Genomic DNA, 20,231 nt, shown 5'->3' with positions numbered 1-20,231 from the left:
GCACATTGGTGCCTCCGGGACAACATCGTGATCCTGTGTACATGCCTACCGCTGAAGGCCCTCGAATCCTACGATTTGCTCCATAGCGAATCGTTGCAAACGGGCTCCACAGCCGCACTGTGGTGAACCTGAGTCTTCGGACACGAGAGGGGCGAACCCATGAGAAGAATGGCAAGACACATCATCGCGGCATTGCTGATCGCTCCGCTGGGAGCGCCCGCGCAACAGGCCGGCGCGCCGCACTCAGCGCACGACATCGTCGTCAAGCAGCTGATGACCAAGGCGCTCTCGGACATTCCCGGCAAGGAGGTCCTGGCGATCACCGTGGACTACCCGCCCGGCGGCGCCGATCCCATCCACCGCCACGATGCGCACGCCTTCGTCTACGTGCTCGAGGGCTCCATCGTGATGGGCGTCAAAGGCGGCAAGGAAGTGACATTGAAGGCCGGCGAGACCTTCTACGAAGGCCCAGACGACATCCACACCGTCGGCCGCAATGCCAGCAAGACCAAGCCCGCGAAGTTCCTCGTCATGCTGGTGAAGAACAAGGGCGTCGATTTCTTTCTGCCTGTGAAGTGACCGTTTTGCTTCCCACCCATCGCAACGAAGACGACGGGTGTCAGATCGCCGAGGCGGCTGTAATGAGGCGTGCACTTTCCACCCGTTCGTGCACGGGACAGCCTCACGTCGGCGCGGTGTCCCCGCGCAAATCCGACCAGCTACACGACGACGCGACGGGTGGGAGGCGCTCCTTTTTCCTTCGTACGGAGCTGAACCATGACGCCAATCACAGCCATCAGCGACGCCGCTGACATTCTTCGAGCGATGGGTGTCTGCGAGCGCGCCAAGCGAGCGGGCGACATGGCCCCCGATGTGAGCTTGCGCTATGCATCGGGCGCGCCGGTGAAACTGCCCGACCTGTGGCAGAGCGGGCCGCTCGTCGTGATCTTCTATCGCGGTGGATGGTGCAGCTATTGCAATCTTCAACTGCACGCATGGCAACAGCATGCGGGTGAGTTGAAGCGACTGGGCGCCGCACTGGTCGCGATATCGCCCCAGACGCCGGACCATTCACTCGACACGATCGAGAGCAACGCGCTCGCGTACACGGTGCTCAGCGACTCGAGCCTGGATGCCGCCAATGGCTTCGGCATCGCCTTCACGCTGCCGCCCGAATTGATCGATCTGTATGCGTCGGCGGGTACCGACATCCCCGTGCTGAACGGCAACGCCCAGTGGGTATTGCCGATTCCCGCGACCTACGTGATCGACCGGACAGGAAAGATCCGGTTCGCCCACGTCGAGATGGACTATCGCGAGCGCATCGATCCGCAGAGCGTCATCGCGGTCGTCGAAGACGCCGGAAGGAATACTCACCCATGCTGAACATATTGCTGCAGACCACGATCGAAGGCGATCACGACGATTGGAACGTCGAGCGTTTCAGTCGCTTGAAGGCTTTCTTGTCGAGCCTGCGGGACGAGGATGGCCAGCTCGCCTTCCGGGTGACGGCTCGCAACCGCACGAAACGCGGCCAGCCGGATCCCGTGCTGTCGAACCTGCATGAATCGGATGTCGATCAGCTCTGGCTCTTCGCCGTCGATGTCGGCGATGGCCTGACACCCGAGGATTGCGAGGGCATCCGCCGTTTCCGGCTTCAGGGTGGAACGCTCATGGTCACACGTGACCACATGGACCTGGGAAGCTCACTCTGCAACCTGGGCGGCGTCGGGGCCGCACATCACTTTCACAGCCGCAACTGCGAACCGGACGAGGCCCGCCATTGTCTTGACAACCCGTTCGCGGCAAACATCTCCTGGCCCAACTACCACTCGGGCGCCAACGGCGATTTTCAGCGCGTCAGGCCCGTCGGAAGCATTCACCCGGTGATGCTGGACAAGCAGTCGCCAACCGGCATCGTTCAGTACCTGCCGTCGCACCCGCACGAAGGCGCCGTCAGCGCTCCGCCCCACGATTCGAGTGCGCAGGTCGTCATGGAGGGAGAAAGCTCGGTGTCCGGCCGGCGGTTCAACCTGGCCGTCGCCTTCGAACGCTCCGAGCAGGGTGGACGAGCGATCGCGCAATCGACCTTTCACCACTTTGCCGACTACAACTGGGACCCCACGGCCGGCAGTCCGTCATTCGTGAGCGAGCCCGCCAGCGACGGAATGGCCAGGTTTCCCGAGGCGCTGCGCTCGACCCAGCAGTACGTTCGCAACCTCGCGTTCTGGCTCGGCGCCTGAGAGCTTTGAGGGAAGTCTGCAATGGCCTCGCACCCGATACTTGCTCGAGTCCGGCAGTGTGCGGGCGCGGCGTCATGCGTTGCCCTGCTGTTGTCCGGCTGCGCGGTGGGTCCGGAGTTTGCAAGGCCTGAGAGCGGGCTGCACGAGATCGCATTGACTCCGAGGGCGGATTCCCCCGGCGCCATCCAGCCTTCCGATTCGGACGTCCCCTTGCAATGGTGGACGCTGTTCAATGACGCACTGCTGGCCGAGCTGCAATCGCGTGCGCAAGCTGCCAATCTCGATCTGCAGGTCGCCTCCACCCGCATCGAGCAAAGCCGCGCGCAACTGGGCATCGCTTCGGCAGATCTGCTGCCCAGTGTGGGAGGCAGCGCCAGCTACTCACGTGAGGCACTCAGTGAACACGGCAAGTTCGCCGCCTTGGGTGCACCTACGACGCCCAATGACTTCTGGCAGCTTGGCTTCGATGCCAGTTGGGAGATCGATCTATGGGGACGCGTTCGGCGTGCGCGCGAGGGGGCAGAGGCAACTGTGGACGCCGCCGTGTACGACCGCGAAGCGACGCGCGTGACCTTGTCTGCCGAAGTGGCGCGAACTTATTTGCAGTTGCGCGGCACGCAGGCACAGCTGGACATCGCACAACAGAATCGCCTCGTCGCCGAACGTACGCTCGGCCTGGCCGAAAGCCGTGAGCGCAATGGGGTCGCCACGCGCTTCGAGACCTCTTCCGCGCGCGCGCAATTGGCCGCGGTCAAGGCGCTGGTTCCGGAACTGATCCAGCGTCGCAACGTCCAGATGAACGCGCTGGCGTTGTTGCTGGGCGCAGCGCCACGCACGCTCGATGTGCAACTGCGCAACGCCATGCCCCTGCCTGCGCTGCCGATCGATGTGCCCGTGGGCGTCTCGTCCGAGCTGGCACGCAGGCGGCCGGACATCCTGCGCGCCGAGGCGGAGCTCCATGCCGCCACGGCGGCCATCGGAGTGGCGAAGGCCGACTTCTATCCGCGCATCGGCCTGAAAGGCCGAGTAGGCGTTGAAGCCTTCGAATTCGGCGACCTCGGCAGTTGGGACTCGCGATTCTTTTCCGTGGGACCGACGGTTCTCCTCCCCATCTTCCAGGGCGGCAGGCTGACCCAGCGCCTGGCGCTGAACGAGGCGCGGCAGAAGACGGCAGCCCTCGCGTACCGGCAGACGGTGCTGCGCGCCTGGCACGAGGTGGACAACGCGCTGGATGCCTGGGCTGCCCAGCAGCATCAGCACGCCGAACTGCTGATCTCCTATGAGCAGAGCATGGAGGCGCTGCGGGTTGCCGAGCGCGGCTATCAGGAGGGCGCTGCCGACTACCTGAGCGTGCTGACTGCGCAGCGCAACCTGCTGGCCAGCCAGACCAGTCTCAATGGCAGCGCGACAGGCGCAGCGCTCACCCTCGTGAACCTCTACAAGTCGCTCGGCGGTGGCTGGAACCCAGCAAAACTCGAGCTCGCGTCGCGGCCTGCCCAAGCCGAGGCCGGGCCATGATGAGCACCACCTTGCCGGCTCGGCCCGGCGCGCCCATTGCCGGGGCTGCCCCCGCCAAGTCCTCCCTGCGGCCCATGGGCGGACTGGTCGGCATCTTCCTGGCCGCGATGATGGCAGGACTGAACAATCGCGTCGGCGCATTGGCGCTGGCCGATGTGCGTGGCGCACTCGGCTTCGGCCTGGACGATGCGTCCTGGCTCTCCACCGCCTATACCGCCGGCGAACTGATCGCAATGCCGTTTGCGGCCTGGTTCGCCGTCACCCTGTCCGTGCGCCGTTTTCACCTGTGGATGCTCGGCACTTGCACGGCGCTGGCCGTGCTGCTGCCGTTCGTCGAGGACTTGAACCTGCTGCTGGGCCTGCGCTTCCTGCAAGGCATCAGCAGCGGCACCCTGATCCCGATCCTGATGATGGCGGCCCTGAAGTTCCTGCCGCCAAAGATTCGCCTGCATGGACTGGCACTCTATGCGATGACCGCCACCTTTGCGCCCAATCTCGCGATCTGGCTGGCAGGGCAATGGACGGATGGCATCGCCGACTGGCGCTGGGTGTATTGGCAGATCGTGCCGGGGGCTGTCGTCGCAGGACTGCTCGTGAACTGGGGACTGTCACGCGAAGCGATCCAGATGGACCGTTTCAGGCAGGCCAACTGGATCGGCATGGCCATCGGCGTACCGGCCCTGTGCCTGATCACCGCCGCGCTCGACCAGGGCGTGCGCCTGGATTGGTTCAACTCGCCGTTGATCACGGTTGCGCTGCTGGGCGGGTTCGTCCTTCTGTTCGTCTACCTGCTGACTGAGTGGTATCACCGCTCGCCCTTCCTCAAGCTGCAGATGCTGGGGCGCCGCAATCTCGGACTGGGTTGCACCCTTTTCGTCCTGTTGCTGGTGCTTCTGCTGTCCGGCTCGCTGCTGCCTGCGAGCTACCTGGCGCAAGTGCAGGGCTACCGCTCCATGCAGACGGCACCGATCGGCTTGATCGTGGCCTTGCCGCAACTGGTGCTGGGATCGGTGGTGGCCCTGTTCCTGTATCAGCGGTGGGTCGATGCACGCCTGGTGTTCGCGCTCGGGCTGGCCCTGATCGCACTGGCATGCCTCGCCGGATCGCGGTTGACGGCGGACTGGATCTGGGAAGAGTTCGCCGTCGCACAGGCCTTGCAAGCCATCGGCCAACCGATGGCCGTGGTGTCCATGCTCTTCCTGATGACGAGCGTCGTGCAGCCGGAGGAAGGGCCCTACCTCTCCGGCACGATCAACGCATTGCGCGCTTTCGGCTCCCTGGTGGGCGCCGCCGTGGTCGGGCAGTTCACGACGGTGCGTGCCCGCTTCCATGCAGAAATGCTGCTGGACCATGCGGGTCTGGTCAGCAACGCCCTCCCGAATCCGCCGGAGCCTTCCCAATTGATGGGCATGGTCGCCCAGCAGTCGCTGGTGCTGTCGATCGCCGATGCCTACCGCGTTCTCGGCGTCCTGGCTCTGCTGATGATTCCTCTCGTGCTGCGGCTGACCCATATCCCTGCGCCTGACCTGGGCGCTGCATCTGCAACTTCTTCCAACGGATGAACTGCCATGGCATTACCGAAAACAGCCAAGATCATCGGTGCCGCACTGCTGCTCGCAGTGCTGATCGGCGGCGCGCTCTATCTCGATCGCCCCGCATCCAGCGCATCCACCCAGTCCACCGACGATGCCTACGTGCAAGCAGACTTCACCACCGTGGCGCCCCAGGTGTCGGGCACGGTGGACAAGATCTTGATCGAAGACAACCAGCCCGTCCAGGCAGGCGACTTGCTCGCCACCATCGACGAGCGTGATTTCGCGGTTGCCGTGAACGCTGCGAAGGCGCAGGTCGAAGGCGCCCAGGCCACGATCACCGGCCTGCAGGCGCGCCTCATCCTGCAGGAAAGCGCGATTCGCCAGGCACAGGCCGCCGTGGAGGCCAACGAAGCCTCGTTCAAGCTGGCCAGGACGAACCAGGCGCGCTATCGCAACCTGGCCGCGGATGGATCAGGCACCGTGCAGGCGTTGCAGCAGGCCGAAGCGCAGTTGAGCATCCAGTTGGCCGCACGAGAGAAGGACTTGGCGGGACTGCAGGCCGCCCGTCAGCAGATCGGCGTTCTCAGGGCCGATCTGGAGAAGGCGAAGGCGGCTCTTTCCCAGTCGCAGTCTGCGCAAGCCGCCGCAGAACTCAGGCTTTCCTATACGCGCATCACTGCGCCGGTCGACGGGACCATCGGGCAGAGGTCGGTGCGCGTCGGGGCCTTCGTGAGTGCGGGCAAGCCGTTGCTGGCCATCGTGCCGCTCGACGCCGTCTACATCGCCGCCAACTTCCGCGAAACGCAACTTGCGCGCGTGGAGGCTGGCCACGCCGTGGACATCGAAGTGGATGCCTTGCCGGGCGAGGTGCTGAAAGGCGTGGTGGAAAGCCTGGGCCCGGCCAGCGGCGTCAGCTACTCCGCCGTTGCGCCCCACAACGCCACGGGCAACTTCACGAAGATCGTGCAGCGGCTTCCTGTTCGCATCCGCATCGTTCCCGGCCAATCCGCGGCGGCGAAGCTGCGAGTTGGCATGTCCGTGACTCCGAGGATCCATATCGGTGTACGGCGCGAAGGATTTCAAGACCAATGAACCGAAAGGCGCCTCCATGTCCATCACCCTGCAAGCGGCCGCCGCGAACCGGCGATACACCATCCTGAGTGAAGTGGCCGATGCCCTTCGGGCTGCGGACAGCGGCATCAGGAGCATCGAGGCGGTCATCGCCGCGACCGATCTCGGTTCCCAGGAGGTCGCCGACGCGTTCGGCGGCAATGACGGCCTCGTCATCGCCCTGGCGGAGATGCTCGCAGCCTCGATGCTGGAGCCGCTCGAGGGTTTCACGACGGCGGCGTCTTTCCGGCAGAAGCTTGTTGCCTTTGGCCATCGAGTCACGAATGTGCACTCGGCCTCGCAGCTGAAGAATCTCTATCGAATCGCGCTCACGGAAGTCATCCGGAACACCGGGATCGGCCGCGACTTCTACCAGCACGGCCCGGGCTTGTTGATGGCCGGATTGGCCCGCTTCTTCAAGGCTGCCCAAACGGCCGGCATCGTCCAGGAAGAAGACTGCCACGCTCTGGCAAGTCACTTCCTGGCGCTGCTCAGAGCCAGCTTCGATCTTTCCGACACCTTCCCTTCCGACGTGTCGAAGGAACTGTCATACGAACAGGGCGATGTCTCGCACATCGTCGACCTGTTCTGTGCCGGTATTCACACGGGAGCCAAAAATGCGCACGCAGCTCTCTAGGATGCTCAAGGCCCTGGGGTCGAACTGGGATCCCGTTCCGCGCGGAACCACCGATGGTCGTTCGCACATCCCCGGCGTACCGGACGAACTGGCCATCGAGATAGACGCCGACGGTTCGCCGATCACGGTTCACGAAGGCCATTGGTTCGTCTGCTTCGTGCCGGGACTGCAACGGCAATGGTGGCATCGCTTCACCAATGCCAAGCACAAGCACGTCTTCGCGATGCGACTCGTCGACGACGACACATGGCTTCTTCTGGAACCGTGGTGGACGCGGATGATGGTCAATGTCCTGACGCTCGACGAAGCCATCAAGTTCCTGCGCTGGGGCGCTGTCGGCAACATTCTCAAGGTGCGCGAGGCGATTCCCGGACAAGGCAGCCAGGCGCGCGGCTGGTCGAACTGCGCGGTGCTGGTTTCATATCTGCTCGGCCGGTCGTACTGGACGTGGACACCAGATGGACTCTATCGGCGACTCATGGCTGAAGCCGAAGCGGAGACTATCGAACTGTCGCAGTTCCTGTGCGACCACTTCCAGTCCGTGGCGAACAGGATTGCCGACAAGACGTTGAAGTTGCTCCCAAGGCGAAACGAGGAGCCGCTCGATGAAGTACTGCTGGGTCTTGGAATCGGCGTCATGACCGCCATGATGTCGTCGTCGGCCATCAGCCTGTACAAGGCGGCCGTCTCCGATTCCGAGCGATTCAAGGATGCCGCGGCCGCCTACTGGACATTCGGTCCGAAGCGGGCGATGGATCGCATCTGCGAAGTGCTGGAGGATGCAAAGCGCCGCGGTGAAATCAAGATCGACGATTGCTCACTTGCCGCGCGCCGGTTCGTGGCGATGCTCCGGGGGGACCTGCTGCTGGAGGTCGTCTTCGGATTGCGAGCTTCGCCCAATCCGGTGGAGATTCACGTCCATGCCACGTCCGTCGTGGCGATGTTTCTGCGAGGAGCTTGTCCGGCTGGCAGATTGCAGGTCTTGCGTGTCGGGACCTAGCCGATTGGTGCGCGCTGCACAACACCGCGCGGCCCTTCACGGATCTACCGCACGTGAAGGCACAAACCTACGATTTGTTCTCCATCGCGGTCTTCGCAAACGGGTTCCTCAGCCGCACTGAGGTCTGAGGATCACCACCATGACGCAACGTGTCAATTACGTCCAGCAATCGCCTGCGCTCTTCAAGAAGCTGGTCGAGTTCAATCTCCTCGTGGATGACGGCGCCGTCGAGCAGTCGATCCGCGACCTCGTCGCGATCCGTGCATCGCAGCTGAATGGCTGCGCGTACTGCCTCGACATGCACATCAAGCAGGCCAGGATCCACGGCGAGCGCGAACTGCGCCTGCACCATCTCGCCGCCTGGCGCGAGTCGACCTTGTTCATCCCACGCGAGCGCGCCGCGCTCGCATGGACCGAGGTCCTCACCCGGCTCCCCGAGCAGGGTGTGCCCGACGATATCTACGACCGCGTGCGCACGCAGCTGTCCGAGAAGGAGCTTTCGGACCTGAGCTTCAGCGTGATGGTCATCAACGCCTGGAACCGCGTGAACGTCGCGTTCCGGACCGTGCCCGGATCGTCCGACAAGGCGTTCGGCCTCGACAAGGCCAAGCTCGCCTGAGCACCCTGAAGGCGGCGCGCTCGGAGTCTCGCGAGATGCTCGGCAAGGCATGGCTTCAGTGGGTCGACCAGCGCTTTCCCCTGAGCCGCCTTTGGCACGAGCAGTGGGCAAGCTACTACGCGCCCAAGAACCTGAACTTCTGGTACCTGTTCGGCGCTTTCGCCCTGCTGACGCTCGCCATCCAGATCGTGACCGGGATCTTCCTGGTCATGCACTACAAGCCGGATGCAGCGCTGGCCTTCGCCTCCGTCGAGTACATCATGCGCGACGTGCCTTGGGGCTGGCTCGTCCGCTATATGCATTCGACCGGGGCCAGCGCGTTCTTCGTCGTCGTTTACCTGCACATGTTCCGCAGCCTCATGTACGGCAGCTACCGCAAGCCGCGGGAGCTGGTCTGGATCTTCGGTTGCTGCATCTTCCTGTGCCTGATGGCCGAGGCCTTCATGGGCTACCTGCTGCCATGGGGCCAGATGAGCTACTGGGGCGCGCAGGTGATCATCAACCTGTTCGCCGCCATCCCCTTTGCCGGACCTGACCTTGCGCTGCTGATTCGTGGAGACTACGTCGTAGGCGACGCCACGCTCAATCGTTTCTTCGCCTTGCACGTGATCGCCGTGCCGCTTGCGCTGCTCGGCCTTGTCGCGGCGCACCTGATGGCACTCCACGAGGTCGGCTCGAACAATCCGGACGGCATCGAGATCAAGGCGCATCGCGGCGCCGATGGCCATCCTTTGGATGGGATCCCCTCACACCCCTACCACACGACGCACGGACTCTGGGGCACTTCCATATTTCTCTTGTGTTTCTGCGCCGTCGTGTTCTTCGCGCCCGAGGCCGGTGGCTACTTCCTCGAGCATGCCAACTTCATCCCCGCCGATTCGCTCAAGACGCCCCCGCACATCGCCCCTGTCTGGTACTTCACGCCGTTCTACTCGATGCTGCGCGCGACGACGGATTCGATGGTCAACCTCCTGTGCGCCATCATCGGAATCGCCGCGGCTTTCGCACTCGTCAAGGGACGCATGGGTCATCTCGCCAAGGCATTGCTCCTGGTCGCCGCAGCCATCGCGGTCTTTCTGCTCAAGACCCTGGACGCCAGGTTCTGGGGCGTTGTCGTGATGGGCAGCTCGGTGTTCATCCTGTTCTTCCTGCCATGGCTCGATCACGCTCCCGTCAAGTCGATGCGCTACCGACCTGCCTGGCACAAGTACGTGTACGGCGTTTTCATTGCGTCATTTTTCGCACTCGGCTATTTCGGGTCGAGGGCTCCTTCGGCGCTCGGCAACTACGCTTCACAGGCGGGAACCATCGTCTACTACGGCTTCTTCCTGACGATGCCGTGGTGGAGCCGCCTGGGACGCAGCAAGGCGGTCCCGGAGCGGGTCGTGTACACGCATTGATTTCATGCGAACACGGTGATCCGCCTGGCGACCTGCATGAACTTCACCGGCTGGCGCAGGATCGCCTCCTTTTCGCGCGTGATGAAGCGCCTGGGATCGTCGCCCCACCACAATCCTTCCAGCGGCGGCACCACATAGTGGGGCTTGATCAAAGGTTCGAAGATCGGTTCAAGCGTCGGCTGCTTCCGCACACGCCTGACCATCCAGGGTTGCTCAGACCCCTTCGATGATCCGTAGATCCCGTTCGGCACCGTCGCCTAGCGCGGCGAGCGCGGCTTGGTAGTCGGGGCTGTCATGCACGGCTGTAGCTTGCTCGACGCTGTCGAACTCGATCAACACGGTGCGTTGGGGCAGACCGCACTCGTAGACCTCGGCGGGCAGGCCGCGTGCCAGAAAGCGCCCGCCGCCGGCGGTGATCGCCGGGCCGGCCAGCTTCGCGTAAGCCGCAAGTTTGTCGGCGTCCTTGACGGCGCGGTACGCGCTGACCCAATAGGCTTTTGCCATGGTGATTTCTCTCTGTTGCTGAGTGAACAATATAGCCTCGCGACCGCCAGGCAGGAGCCCGGAGCGCTCAGGCGATTCGCCCGAACCAGAGCAGCGACAGCACTGCCGCCGTCATCGCAACCAATGCAGAGACGAGCGCCAGCACACCGGCGAGCTCGGTTTCCCGTGTCAGCACCTGCAGGCGAGAGCCGAGGTTTTCGTAGACGCTGCGCAGCTTCTCGGCCGTGCCGGCATGGTGGTACTCGCCGCCGGTCATCCGCGCCACTTCGCGAAGGGTCGGCTCGTCCAGCTTCATGTAGATGGCCATGCCCTCCGGCGTTGAAGCGTCGCCGTCCACCGTCCCCAGCCCCACCACGTGGATGCGGACACCGCGATCCGCGGCCATCTTCGCCGCCGCCAGCGTGTCGACGCCGGTGGTTCGACGGCCATCGCTCAGCAGGATGATCGCGGCGGAATCGTACGAGCCCGGCGCCACCGGCGTGAAAGGCTGCGGCGGCGGCTTCGCCTTGTCGTCCAGGCTGCGCCCCTGCGGCTTGCTGCCGAAGTTCACGTCGCCAAGATCGATGCCATGATCCGGAAACAACTCCGCCAGGCACAGCACGATGGCATTGCCCACCGCCGTGCCCATCTGCATCTGGAAGCCGTCGATGCCCGCGATCACGGACGCGCGGTCCAGCGTCGCGCGCTGGGTGACCTGGGCGCTCCCTGCAAACGTGACGAGCCCGACTTCGATCTCCTTGGGCAGGTCCCGCAGGAACAGCTTGGCCGCTTGCTGCGCGGCCACCAGGCGGGTCGGCTTGACGTCCGCGACCCGCATGCTGAGCGACACGTCCATGGCCAGCATGATCGATGACTGTGCCCAGGGCAGCGACACCTGCGCCACGGGACGCGCCGCGGCGATCAGCAACCCCGAGCAGGCCAGCAGGAGCAGCGCGGGCGGCAGGTGCCGTCGCCATTGCCGGCCGGCCGCCGCCTCGCGCACCACGCCCAGGCTGCTGTAGCGCAGGGCCGCCCTGCCCGGGCGGTTCAGCAGCCAGACGTACGCCGCCGGCAGCAATGCAAGCGCGAGCAGGAACCAGAGGTACTCGGGCCAGAGAAAGAACATGGGTCGTCGTGCGGTTTCGGTGCGACTCGGCTCTTTGGTCGGTGTGCGAAGAGCCGCTAATGCAGTACTTCCAGACGCCTGATAAAGGCGCGCATCAGCGCCGCGCATTCGGCCGGATGGGTCTCGAGCAGAAAATGCGGGCCGTCGAGGATGTGCGCCTCCATGCGCGGGAGCGCCTGCATCCAGGAGAGGGTCTCCTTGAGGTCGAAGAAGATATCGTGCCGACCCCACAGCATGAGCGCCGGGGGCTGCCGGCGATGGAGATAGGCGGCAATTTCGCCGAAGCGCGCGAAATGGCTGCGATAGTCGAGCAGCAGGGTTCGCTGCATCTCGAGCCGGCCGGCGAGCGACATGATCCGCCAGTCCTCCTCCCACAGTCGGGACTCGACGCGCTCGGCGATGTCCTTGGGCACCCCGCCCACGTATTGGTCGCGCGTCCCCTCGAAAGTCAGATGCGCGGTCGCCTCGGCTTCGCGCTCCGGCGTGGGATGGTCCCAATAGGCGCGCGTCGCGGACCATTGCGGTCCCATCCCGCTCTCATGCGCATTGGCATTCTGGATGATGAGGCCGCGAATCCGTTGTGGCGCGCGTGTGGCGAGATAGAACCCTGCCGCCGCACCGAAGTCGTGCAGATAGAGGTGGAAGGACTCGACGCCGAGCCGTGTGAGCAGGTGGGTCATCACGTCCGCGAAGCGCGAGAAGGAAGGCCGCTCGACCGGCTCGGAGCCTCCGAACCCCGGAAGATCCGGGGCGATGACGAAGCAGTCCTGCGCGAGGGTGCTGATCACGTTCCTAAACGATGCCGAAGAGCTTGGAAAGCCGTGAATCAGGAGAAGCGCCGGCTTCTCTCGATCACCGGCCAGGCGGACCGCCATGTCGGCGCCTTCAATGTCAAGTCGCACCAGTTCCGGTTCTTTCATTGCACAGGCTCCTATTCCACGGCCGCCCTGCTTCGGCTCACGTCACGGGCGGCAAGCGATCCAGCAACTTGTCGAGCGTGATCGGATAGTTCCGTACCCGGATGCCGGTCGCGTTGTAGACGGCGTTGGCCACCGCGGCGGCGACACCGCACATGCCGAGCTCCCCTACCCCCTTGGCCTTCATCGGCGACGAGATCGGGTCCGTCTCATCCATGAAGATCACCTCCTGATGGGGGATGTCGGCATGCACCGGCACCTCGTAGCCCGCCAGGTCGTGGTTGACGAAAAAGCCATGCCGCTTGTCGAGCGCCAGATCCTCCATCAAGGCTCCTCCGACGCCCATCGTCATGGCACCGATCACCTGGCTGCGGGCGGACTTGGGATTCAGGATACGCCCGGCGGCACAAACTGCAAGCATGCGCCGAACGCGGATCTCGCCGGTGGCGGCGTCGACACCGACCTCCACGAAATGGGCGCCGAAGGTGGACTGCTGGTACTTCTTGTCGAGGTCGCCGTACTCGATACCGTCTTCGGCAACCAGGCCATTCGCGCCGGCCGCTTCCGCAAGCGGCACCGCGCGCTCGCCGGCGCGCACCATGCCGTCCGAGAACTCCGCGTCGCCCGAGGCGATGCCGAGCTTCTTCAGCACGGCCTCGCGCAGCTTCATGCACGCGGCAAAGACACCAGAAGTCGAATTGTTGGCGCCCCACTGCCCGCCGGAGCCGGCCGAAACGGGATATGCCGAGTCGCCGAGGCGCACGAGCACCCTGTTGAGGGGCACCCCCATCGTTTCGGCAGCAGTCTGCGCAATGATCGTGTACGACCCGGTTCCGATGTCGGTCATGTCGGTCTCCACCGTGACCATGCCCCGATTGTCCAGGTGCACACGCGCGGCCGACTTCATCAAGAGGTTGTTGCGGAATGCCGCGGCGACCCCCATGCCCACGAGCCAGCGTCCGTCACGCTGCTGCCCCGGTCTTGCGTTGCGCTTGCTCCATTCGAAGCGCTCGGCTCCGGTGCGCAGGCATTCGATCAATTTGCGCTGGGAATATGGGCGCTCCGGCTTCTCTGGATCGACCTGCGTGTCGTTCCGCACGCGAAACTCGATCGGGTCGAGCCCCAGCTTCTCCGCCATCTCGTCCATGGCGATTTCCAGCGCCATCATGCCCGGCGCCTCGCCGGGTGCGCGCATGGCGTTGCCTTCGGGCAAGTCCAGCACGGCCAGCCGCGTGGTCGTCAGGCGGTTCGCACCGGCGTACAGCAGCCGGGTCTGGTTGACCGCGGTCTCCGCCTGCCCGCCCGGCAGATCGCCGGACCAGCCTTCGTGGGCGATGGCGGTGATCTTGCCGTCCCGCGTGGCAGCGATGCGAATGCGCTGGATGGTTGCCGGCCGGTGCGTGGTGTTGTTCATCATCAAGGGGCGCGGCAGCGCCACCTTCACGGGCCGCCGCGCCGCCCGCGCGCCGAGCGCGGCAAGCAACGCATCCGCGCGCACAAACAGCTTGCCGCCAAAGCCGCCGCCGATGAAGGGCGAGACCAGGCGCACATTCGCTTTCGGGATGCCCAGCGTCTTGGCGACATCGCCGACGCCCCAGGCGATCATCTGGTTCGATGTCCAGATGGTGAGCTTCTCGCCCTTCCAGGCCGCGACGGAGGCATGCGGCTCCATCATCGCGTGCGACTCGTCGGGCGTGGTGTAGGTGGCATCGAGCTGCACGGGGGCCGCGGCGTAGGCGCCGGTGAAGTCGCCCGTCTTCGTTTCCGGCTCGCCGGAGAAGGGATTCGCTTTGGGCAGCTGCGCCGCATCCTTCTCCGCGGCCAGGTCGAAGCGCCCCGGCGAGCGCGTGTACTCGATGCGCACCAGCTGCGCCGCGGCGCGCGCCTGCTCGAAGGTATTGGCCACGACGAGCGCGACCGCCTGATGGTAGTGATCGATCTCCGGCCCGCCCAGGAGCTTGGCCGTATTGAAGTCGCCCTTGCCGAGCTTGCCGGCATTGCGCGCCGTGACGATGGCCAGGACGCCCGGTGCCGCGCGGGCGGCACTCAGGTCCATCGAGGCGATGCGGCCTTTCGCGATGCCGGCGCCCACCACGTACCCGTAGGCGGCATTGGGCGCCTCGGCGTTGCGTTCATAGGCGTAGCGTGCCGAGCCCGTGGTCTTCACCGGTCCATCGATCCGGTCGGTCGGCTTGCCGATGACCTTGAGCTGGTCGATGGGATTGGTCGTTGCGGGTGTGTCGAATTTCATGATCAGCTCCTCGCTTGCACCAGGGCGGCCGCCAGCGTGCGCTCGGCCAACGGCAACTTGAACGCGTTCTCGTGGGACGGCTGCGCGCCGGCCAGCAGCTGCGCCGTCACCGCCTTGGCGCCCTGCGGCATCGCGGCCTCCGCAGCCTCGAGGCGCCACGGCTTGTGGGCCACGCCGCCCAGCGCCACCCGGCCCGAGCCATCGCGCTGCACGATCGCCGCGACGGAAACCAGCGCGAAGGCATAGGAAGCCCGGTCACGGACCTTCCGGTAGATCTGCGTGCCGCCGACAGGCCGCGGGAGCGTGACGGTGGTGATCAATTCGTCCCGCTCCAGCGCCGTCTCGATATGCGGAGTGTCGCCGGGCAGTCGATGGAAATCGGCGATCGGGATCACGCGCGTGCGGCCATCGGGGCGTACCGTCTCGACCGTCGCGTCGAGCACGCGCATCGCGACGGCCATGTCGCTCGGATGCGTCGCAATGCAGGCCTTGCTCGCGCCGACCACCGCATGCTGGCGAGTGACACCGCCGATGGCGCTGCAACCGCTCCCAGGCTGGCGTTTGTTGCAGGGCTGGTCCGTGTCATAGAAATAGGGACAGCGCGTGCGCTGCAGCAGGTTGCCTGCCGTCGTTGCCTTGTTGCGCAGTTGGCCGGAGGCGCCCGCCAGCAGCGCGCGGGACAGCACGCCGTAGTCGCGTCGCACACGCTCGTCGGCGGCCAGGTCGGTGTTGCGCACCAGGGCGCCGATGCGCAAGCCGCCGTCGGGCGACGGTTCGATCTTGTCCAGGGCCAGACCGTTCACGTCGACCAGGTGCGTCGGCGCTTCGATCTGCAGCTTCATCAGGTCCAGCAGGTTGGTGCCGCCGGCGATGAACTTGGCACCCGGGCTGCGGGCGACAGCCGCCGCAGCCTGCGCCGGAGAGTGCGCCCGCTCGTAGGTAAACGGCTTCATGATCTGCTCCCCGCCACTTCGGTGATGGCATCGACGATGTTGGAGTAGGCGCCGCAGCGGCAGATGTTGCCGCTCATGCGCTCGCGCAGCTCTTCGGCCGACAGAAGAGGACGCGCCGTGAGATCCGCGCTCACGTGGCTCGGGACCCCGCGCTTGATTTCGTCGAGGACCGAGACGGCCGAACAGATCTGGCCGGGCGTGCAGTAGCCGCACTGGTAGCCGTCGTGCTTGACGAACGCGGCCTGCATCGGGTGCATGCGCTGCGGCGTGCCCAGTCCTTCGATGGTCGTGACCTGCGCGCCCTCGTGCATGACGGCGAGCGTCAGGCAGGAATTGATCCGCCTTCCGTCGGCGATGACCGTACAGGCGCCGCACTGGCCGTGGTCGCAGCCTTTCTTGGTGCCGGTCAGATGCAGGTGTTCGCGCAGCGCATCGAGCAGGCTCGTCCGCGTATCGAGCTCGAGCGAATGAACTTGCCCGTTGACGTTCAGTGAGAGCTTCATTCGGGGTACAGCCGCTGCCGAGGGCGCAGGCTGCGCCGCCTCGGCGGGCGCAGAAGACGAAACCGCCGCGGCGGCTGCGGCGCCGACGATGAGTGCGTCGCGTCGCGAGATCAAGGGGGTCGTGGGACTGTCCATGTCAGCTCCTGAAGAAAAGTTTCCGTTGCGTTGATGAGCACTGTTTGCAGACGCGGGAGGCGGATTCTTTTGCACCGGCTGCACGTGAGTCAGCCGGCCAGCGCCAGCGGAATCGCCGGCGCGAAGGCCTGGCGACGACGAAGAGCGATTGCACGTCGCCTTGCTTTCAAAAGCAGCTTCTGCGGAGTGATCGGCAGGTCGCGGATGCGCCGCCCCGTGGCATGGCAGTTTGCTGACGCAGGTCGATCCTGACTAGATAATGAATACTTAAAACATTTATTAGCTCTGCTACTGGATTGGGTGCAGAACCGTATGGCAAGACGCAATCTCAATGACCTGCTGGCCTTCGTCACCGTCGCACGGGAGGGCAGCTTCACCCGCGCTGCCGCCGTGCTGGGAGTCACGCAGTCCGCCTTGAGTCAATCCATTCGCGGCTTGGAGGAAAGGCTGCGAATCCGTCTGCTCATGCGCACGACCCGCAGCGTCTCGCCGACGTCCGCAGGCGAGCGATTGATGCATGCGATCGGTCGTCGCTTTGACGAGATAGAGGAGGAGCTCGACGCTCTCACCGAGCTTCGCGACAAGCCGGCGGGCACTGTTCGAATCACCTGTGGTGACAGCATCCTGCATTCGGTTCTGCTGCCAAAGCTCGCACCGCTGCTGCAACAGTACCCGGATATCAAGCTGGAGTTCGACATGAACTACGGCTTTCGCGACATCGTGGCCGACCGCTTCGACGCAGGGGTACGCCTGGGCAACACCATCGACAAGGACATGATCGCTGTGCCCATTGGCCCGCGGTTGCGCATGGCAGTGGTCGCGTCACCTGAATACTTCGCATCGCGCCCGGCCCCGAAGACCCCGCATGACCTCATGGCACATCGCTGCATCAACCAGCGCATGCCAACGTCCGGCGGACTCTACGTCTGGGACTTCGCGCGCAAGGGCAAGCAAGTGAACGTCCGGGTGGACGGACCGTTGATATTCAATACGTCCCCGCCGCAGGTCGACGCCGCGCTCGCGGGCCTTGGCATCACGTTGCTTCCAGAAGACGAGGTTGCCGACCACATTGAAGCCGGTCGTCTTGTGCGCGTCTTGGAAGACTGGTGCCCGTTCTTTTCGGGCTATCACTTGTACTACCCTAGCCGGCGACAGACTTCCCCGGCCTTTTCCTTGGTGCTCCAGGCCTTGCGGTTTGAGCGACAAAGCAATCCATAGATGCGCTGGGCCATGCCGTGCCGTCCGGTGTGTCCTGCGCTGCGCAACTGGCCGGAGGCGCCAGCCACGAGCGCGGCGGCCTGCTCCTTGCGGGGTCGAACTGCCTGACTACAATTTATAGGCCAACAGCCAAAACGCACGCACCGTTCCCGGCACAGCGCCCGGCCGCGAGCACGTGGCGGCGGGAGAACCGCGCAGAAAGGCCGTAGGGTGTTTTTCAGTGGGCAGCCGGCCTGACTGGGAGAGCATCATGACGACAACGATTTCGAAACAGGTCTGCTCCCAGCTCGACAGCCGATTGACCGCGGCTGAAGCCACGCTAGCGGCTGACGGCATAGCATGTCCAGTTCTGGTGGCGGTCGTTGCGGAGTTTCGGCGGAAGTTTGCGAAAACGCGGTCCGCGGTGGAAGGCGACCCTGCCCCCGGCCAACGCGAGGCCGTATTCGAGCTTGAGCAGGCGGCCGATAGCGCCAAGTGGGCGGCTTTGGCCGACCCGGGTGCGTCCGAGCAGATCAAGCTGGCGGTCGTCGCCGCGCACGACTCGATCTGCTGGTTCAAGGCGACCGGCTCCCTGCTCGACCGGGAGTACGCCGAACAAGACCCGCTCGCCTGCTAACCTGAAGCGTCGCGGGTCGCTGTCCTCCACGCGCGACTGCCATACTTCGTGCTGAATCCTGAATGTCGCGAAGCCCCTTCGCTTTCGCCGTTCTTGCCGTTCTCGCGCTATCGACATGGCTTGCGAGGTCGGTTTCCTGCGCCCCCGCCGAGACCGCGGATGAGACCCTCGAACTCCCGGCCGCGCCGGAGCCCCCCGTCATCGCACGCGCGGACTGGGAAGGCCTGCGGCGCGACACCTGGTACTTCGTGGGTTATCAGGCCGCCACGGTCGCCGTGCTCAACGCGATGCCGGCCGAGCAGACGCGTTTCGACCGCAGCGGCGCGAGCTACGGCAAGTGGCGCGACAACGTCACGAACCCGGCCTGGGACAAGGACGATCATTTCGTCAACTACGTGCTCCATCCCTATTGGGGTGCGGCGTACTACATCCGGGCCCGGGAGCGCGGCCTGGACCGCTGGCAGTCCCTGGGCTACTCCGCCTTGCTCTCGGTGGTCTACGAATTCGGCGCCGAGGCCCTGTTCGAGCCCGTCTCCTACCAGGACCTCGTCATCACGCCGCTAGCGGGCTGGCTGCTCGGGGAGTACGTGTTCTCGCCCATCCGCGAGTCGATCAAGGCGAAGCCGGGCGAGCCCGACACCATGGACAAGGTCGCACTGGTCCTCACCGACCCTCTGGGCGCGCTCAATGGCCTGACCGATCGGATCTTCGGCCTCGAAACCCAGATCAGCCTGGCGCCGATCCGGCCGATCGGCCCGTCAGGACCTACGGCGGTGGCAGCGCTCGCCGAAGGCCGGGGCAGCTGGCCAGGGCCGCACCGCACCAGCCCGAGAGCGGTGAGCTGGGGCCTGCAACTGCAGGTGCGCTGGTAGCGATCGAACTTTTTTGATCGTTGGAAGGCAGGGCCTGCTTGCCAATGCTTCCGCGCGCACCAGATTGAACTCAATGCGTCGCACGATTGGTTAAGGACGATACCGGCAATTCCTCTAAATGTGGATTATGCAAACTGAGTTGCAACATCGAATCCGCAGGTCGGTACAAGTGATATGCCCAAGCGGCCACTTTGTGCAAAGCAGGAAAACCCTTTAGAAATCGAGCAATCCCGCCCCTGGGGCCCGGCGCGCGGGCAGTTTCGGGTGGCGGACCACAGTTTTCCCATTCAAATACATAGTCACTTTGCTGAACTCCCGAATGACTAAAGCCACTTTCCCTCAATACCGTTCTGACAAGCACATATGTCTCAGAAATCGAATGTACATTGATCCGTTCGCCGGAGCCAGGGGGTTTAACTCGGAACCATTTAGACGTCTTTGACAGATCCGCGAGGAATACTTCCGTATCGCTATATCCGTTCTTTTTGGAATAAAGCGAAAAAAACAGTTCTGGAGAGAACTGCCAGAAACCATGGCCGCAGCAATTGCTAGCTGGGAGCATATGCAATATCTGGGCTCCAGGCCTGCAAAACTTGGAGCAGTTCAGCAGCGCCTGCGGTACGTTGTAGATGTGCTCCAGGCAGCCGCCGTCGATGACGGTGTCATAGCGTTGTGCGACATGCTCAGGCAAGGGCAAATTCATGTCGTGGACAATTGATGCATCTTCGTACTCGGAAACATCAATAGAGTCAACGTGACCAGCACCAAACTGGTCTCTCAAAAGTCGATCGCAATACTTGTCGTTCTTATATTCAGAACTCAGTGCAAGTGCATCCCGTACGGTCGATTCAGGAACATGCAGTTCCTGCCTCCCGAGCGTCACCGTCCGGTCGAAATCTCGTTGCTGCTTCGAGTAGCGCAAAAAGTTGAACTCGTGCAAACCAATACCCATTGGATGACCTTTGAAGTTGGTGAGGTGGTTCAGAGCGACTGCAAGACGCGCGCGAATTACGCCGCGCGCGCTGGTCGGGTCCGTTGCCAAGCCAAGGCGGCGTCCACAAGGGGGCGTGCGCCGCAAGCTGATCTCGCACGTCG

Annotated in this window: 21 protein-coding genes; 13 read left to right on the top strand and 8 right to left on the bottom strand. The window is 64.2% G+C overall.

Annotation, left to right across the window (positions count from 1 at the left end; genetic code table 11):
• The first annotated feature begins 168 nt into the window (after positions 1-168).
• The 10 genes from AC3A6B_RS27750 (at position 169) to AC3A6B_RS27705 (ending at position 10,062) form a co-directional block, all read left to right on the top strand.
• Positions 169-579, top strand: coding sequence for a cupin domain-containing protein (locus tag AC3A6B_RS27750; protein WP_487839855.1), 411 nt, complete (start codon positions 169-171; stop codon positions 577-579).
• Between the two features lie 198 nt (positions 580-777).
• Positions 778-1,386 (top strand): peroxiredoxin-like family protein, encoded by a 609-nt coding sequence (locus AC3A6B_RS27745; RefSeq protein ID WP_487839854.1) that lies wholly within the window; start codon positions 778-780, stop codon positions 1,384-1,386.
• On the top strand, positions 1,380-2,243 hold the full coding sequence (locus AC3A6B_RS27740; protein ID WP_487839853.1) for a hypothetical protein: 864 nt from the start codon (positions 1,380-1,382) through the stop codon (positions 2,241-2,243). Before AC3A6B_RS27745 ends, AC3A6B_RS27740 begins: the two co-directional genes overlap by 7 nt.
• A 21-nt stretch (positions 2,244-2,264) precedes the next feature.
• A complete protein-coding gene (locus AC3A6B_RS27735; protein ID WP_487839852.1) occupies positions 2,265-3,761 on the top strand; it encodes an efflux transporter outer membrane subunit in 1,497 nt (498 codons plus the stop codon).
• Positions 3,758-5,323: an MFS transporter gene (locus AC3A6B_RS27730; RefSeq protein ID WP_487839851.1), complete on the top strand. Its 1,566-nt coding sequence runs from the start codon at positions 3,758-3,760 to the stop codon at positions 5,321-5,323. The genes AC3A6B_RS27735 and AC3A6B_RS27730 overlap by 4 nt, the downstream gene beginning before the upstream one ends.
• A gap of 57 nt (positions 5,324-5,380) precedes the next feature.
• Positions 5,381-6,388: an HlyD family secretion protein gene (locus AC3A6B_RS27725; RefSeq protein ID WP_487839850.1), complete on the top strand. Its 1,008-nt coding sequence runs from the start codon at positions 5,381-5,383 to the stop codon at positions 6,386-6,388.
• Between the two features lie 16 nt (positions 6,389-6,404).
• A complete protein-coding gene (locus tag AC3A6B_RS27720) occupies positions 6,405-7,043 on the top strand; it encodes a TetR/AcrR family transcriptional regulator C-terminal domain-containing protein (protein WP_487839849.1) in 639 nt (212 codons plus the stop codon).
• Positions 7,024-8,043 carry a TetR/AcrR family transcriptional regulator C-terminal domain-containing protein gene (locus AC3A6B_RS27715; protein WP_487839848.1) on the top strand — a complete coding sequence of 340 codons (1,020 nt, stop codon included), beginning with the start codon at positions 7,024-7,026 and terminating at the stop codon, positions 8,041-8,043. Before AC3A6B_RS27720 ends, AC3A6B_RS27715 begins: the two co-directional genes overlap by 20 nt.
• Before the next feature lie 139 nt (positions 8,044-8,182).
• Positions 8,183-8,662, top strand: a complete 480-nt coding sequence (locus AC3A6B_RS27710; RefSeq protein ID WP_487839847.1) for a carboxymuconolactone decarboxylase family protein — start codon at positions 8,183-8,185, stop codon at positions 8,660-8,662.
• A 35-nt stretch (positions 8,663-8,697) separates the two neighbouring features.
• Positions 8,698-10,062, top strand: coding sequence for a cytochrome b (locus tag AC3A6B_RS27705; protein WP_487839846.1), 1,365 nt, complete (start codon positions 8,698-8,700; stop codon positions 10,060-10,062).
• A 2-nt stretch (positions 10,063-10,064) separates the two neighbouring features.
• Here AC3A6B_RS27705 and AC3A6B_RS27700 read toward each other — a convergent pair whose 3' ends face one another.
• The 7 genes from AC3A6B_RS27700 to paoA all read right to left on the bottom strand — a co-directional run bounded on the left by AC3A6B_RS27700 (position 10,065) and on the right by paoA (position 16,430).
• Entirely contained in the window at positions 10,065-10,214 is a 150-nt protein-coding gene (locus tag AC3A6B_RS27700; protein ID WP_487839845.1) for a hypothetical protein, read from the bottom strand.
• Between the two features lie 61 nt (positions 10,215-10,275).
• Positions 10,276-10,566, bottom strand: coding sequence for a DUF1330 domain-containing protein (locus tag AC3A6B_RS27695; RefSeq protein ID WP_487839844.1), 291 nt, complete (start codon positions 10,564-10,566; stop codon positions 10,276-10,278).
• A gap of 67 nt (positions 10,567-10,633) precedes the next feature.
• Positions 10,634-11,671 (bottom strand): VWA domain-containing protein, encoded by a 1,038-nt coding sequence (locus AC3A6B_RS27690; RefSeq protein WP_487839843.1) that lies wholly within the window; start codon positions 11,669-11,671, stop codon positions 10,634-10,636.
• Between the two features lie 56 nt (positions 11,672-11,727).
• On the bottom strand, positions 11,728-12,591 hold the full coding sequence (locus AC3A6B_RS27685) for an alpha/beta fold hydrolase (protein ID WP_487839842.1): 864 nt from the start codon (positions 12,589-12,591) through the stop codon (positions 11,728-11,730).
• A 37-nt stretch (positions 12,592-12,628) separates the two neighbouring features.
• Positions 12,629-14,839, bottom strand: a complete 2,211-nt coding sequence (gene paoC / locus AC3A6B_RS27680) for an aldehyde oxidoreductase molybdenum-binding subunit PaoC (RefSeq protein ID WP_487839841.1) — start codon at positions 14,837-14,839, stop codon at positions 12,629-12,631.
• A gap of 2 nt (positions 14,840-14,841) precedes the next feature.
• Positions 14,842-15,792, bottom strand: coding sequence for an FAD binding domain-containing protein (locus AC3A6B_RS27675; protein ID WP_487839840.1), 951 nt, complete (start codon positions 15,790-15,792; stop codon positions 14,842-14,844).
• Positions 15,789-16,430 (bottom strand): aldehyde dehydrogenase iron-sulfur subunit PaoA, encoded by a 642-nt coding sequence (gene paoA / locus AC3A6B_RS27670; protein ID WP_487839839.1) that lies wholly within the window; start codon positions 16,428-16,430, stop codon positions 15,789-15,791. Before paoA ends, AC3A6B_RS27675 begins: the two co-directional genes overlap by 4 nt.
• 312 nt (positions 16,431-16,742) lie before the next feature.
• Between paoA and AC3A6B_RS27665 the strand changes: the two genes are divergently transcribed.
• The 3 genes from AC3A6B_RS27665 (at position 16,743) to AC3A6B_RS27655 (ending at position 19,136) form a co-directional block, all read left to right on the top strand.
• Entirely contained in the window at positions 16,743-17,648 is a 906-nt protein-coding gene (locus AC3A6B_RS27665) for a LysR family transcriptional regulator (RefSeq protein ID WP_487839838.1), read from the top strand.
• A gap of 250 nt (positions 17,649-17,898) precedes the next feature.
• Positions 17,899-18,264 (top strand): hypothetical protein, encoded by a 366-nt coding sequence (locus AC3A6B_RS27660; protein WP_487839837.1) that lies wholly within the window; start codon positions 17,899-17,901, stop codon positions 18,262-18,264.
• A 62-nt stretch (positions 18,265-18,326) separates the two neighbouring features.
• On the top strand, positions 18,327-19,136 hold the full coding sequence (locus AC3A6B_RS27655; protein ID WP_487839836.1) for a DUF3943 domain-containing protein: 810 nt from the start codon (positions 18,327-18,329) through the stop codon (positions 19,134-19,136).
• A 70-nt stretch (positions 19,137-19,206) separates the two neighbouring features.
• On the opposite strand, the gene AC3A6B_RS27650 is transcribed toward AC3A6B_RS27655, so the two are convergent.
• Positions 19,207-20,178, bottom strand: a complete 972-nt coding sequence (locus AC3A6B_RS27650; protein WP_487839835.1) for a class I SAM-dependent methyltransferase — start codon at positions 20,176-20,178, stop codon at positions 19,207-19,209.
• Positions 20,179-20,231 lie beyond the last annotated feature (53 nt).

This window comes from Variovorax sp. Soil_C_33 (genome assembly GCF_057656935.1).
The sequence above is the reverse complement of the archived record's forward strand: the minus strand, read 5'-3'. Positions and strand labels throughout refer to the sequence as shown.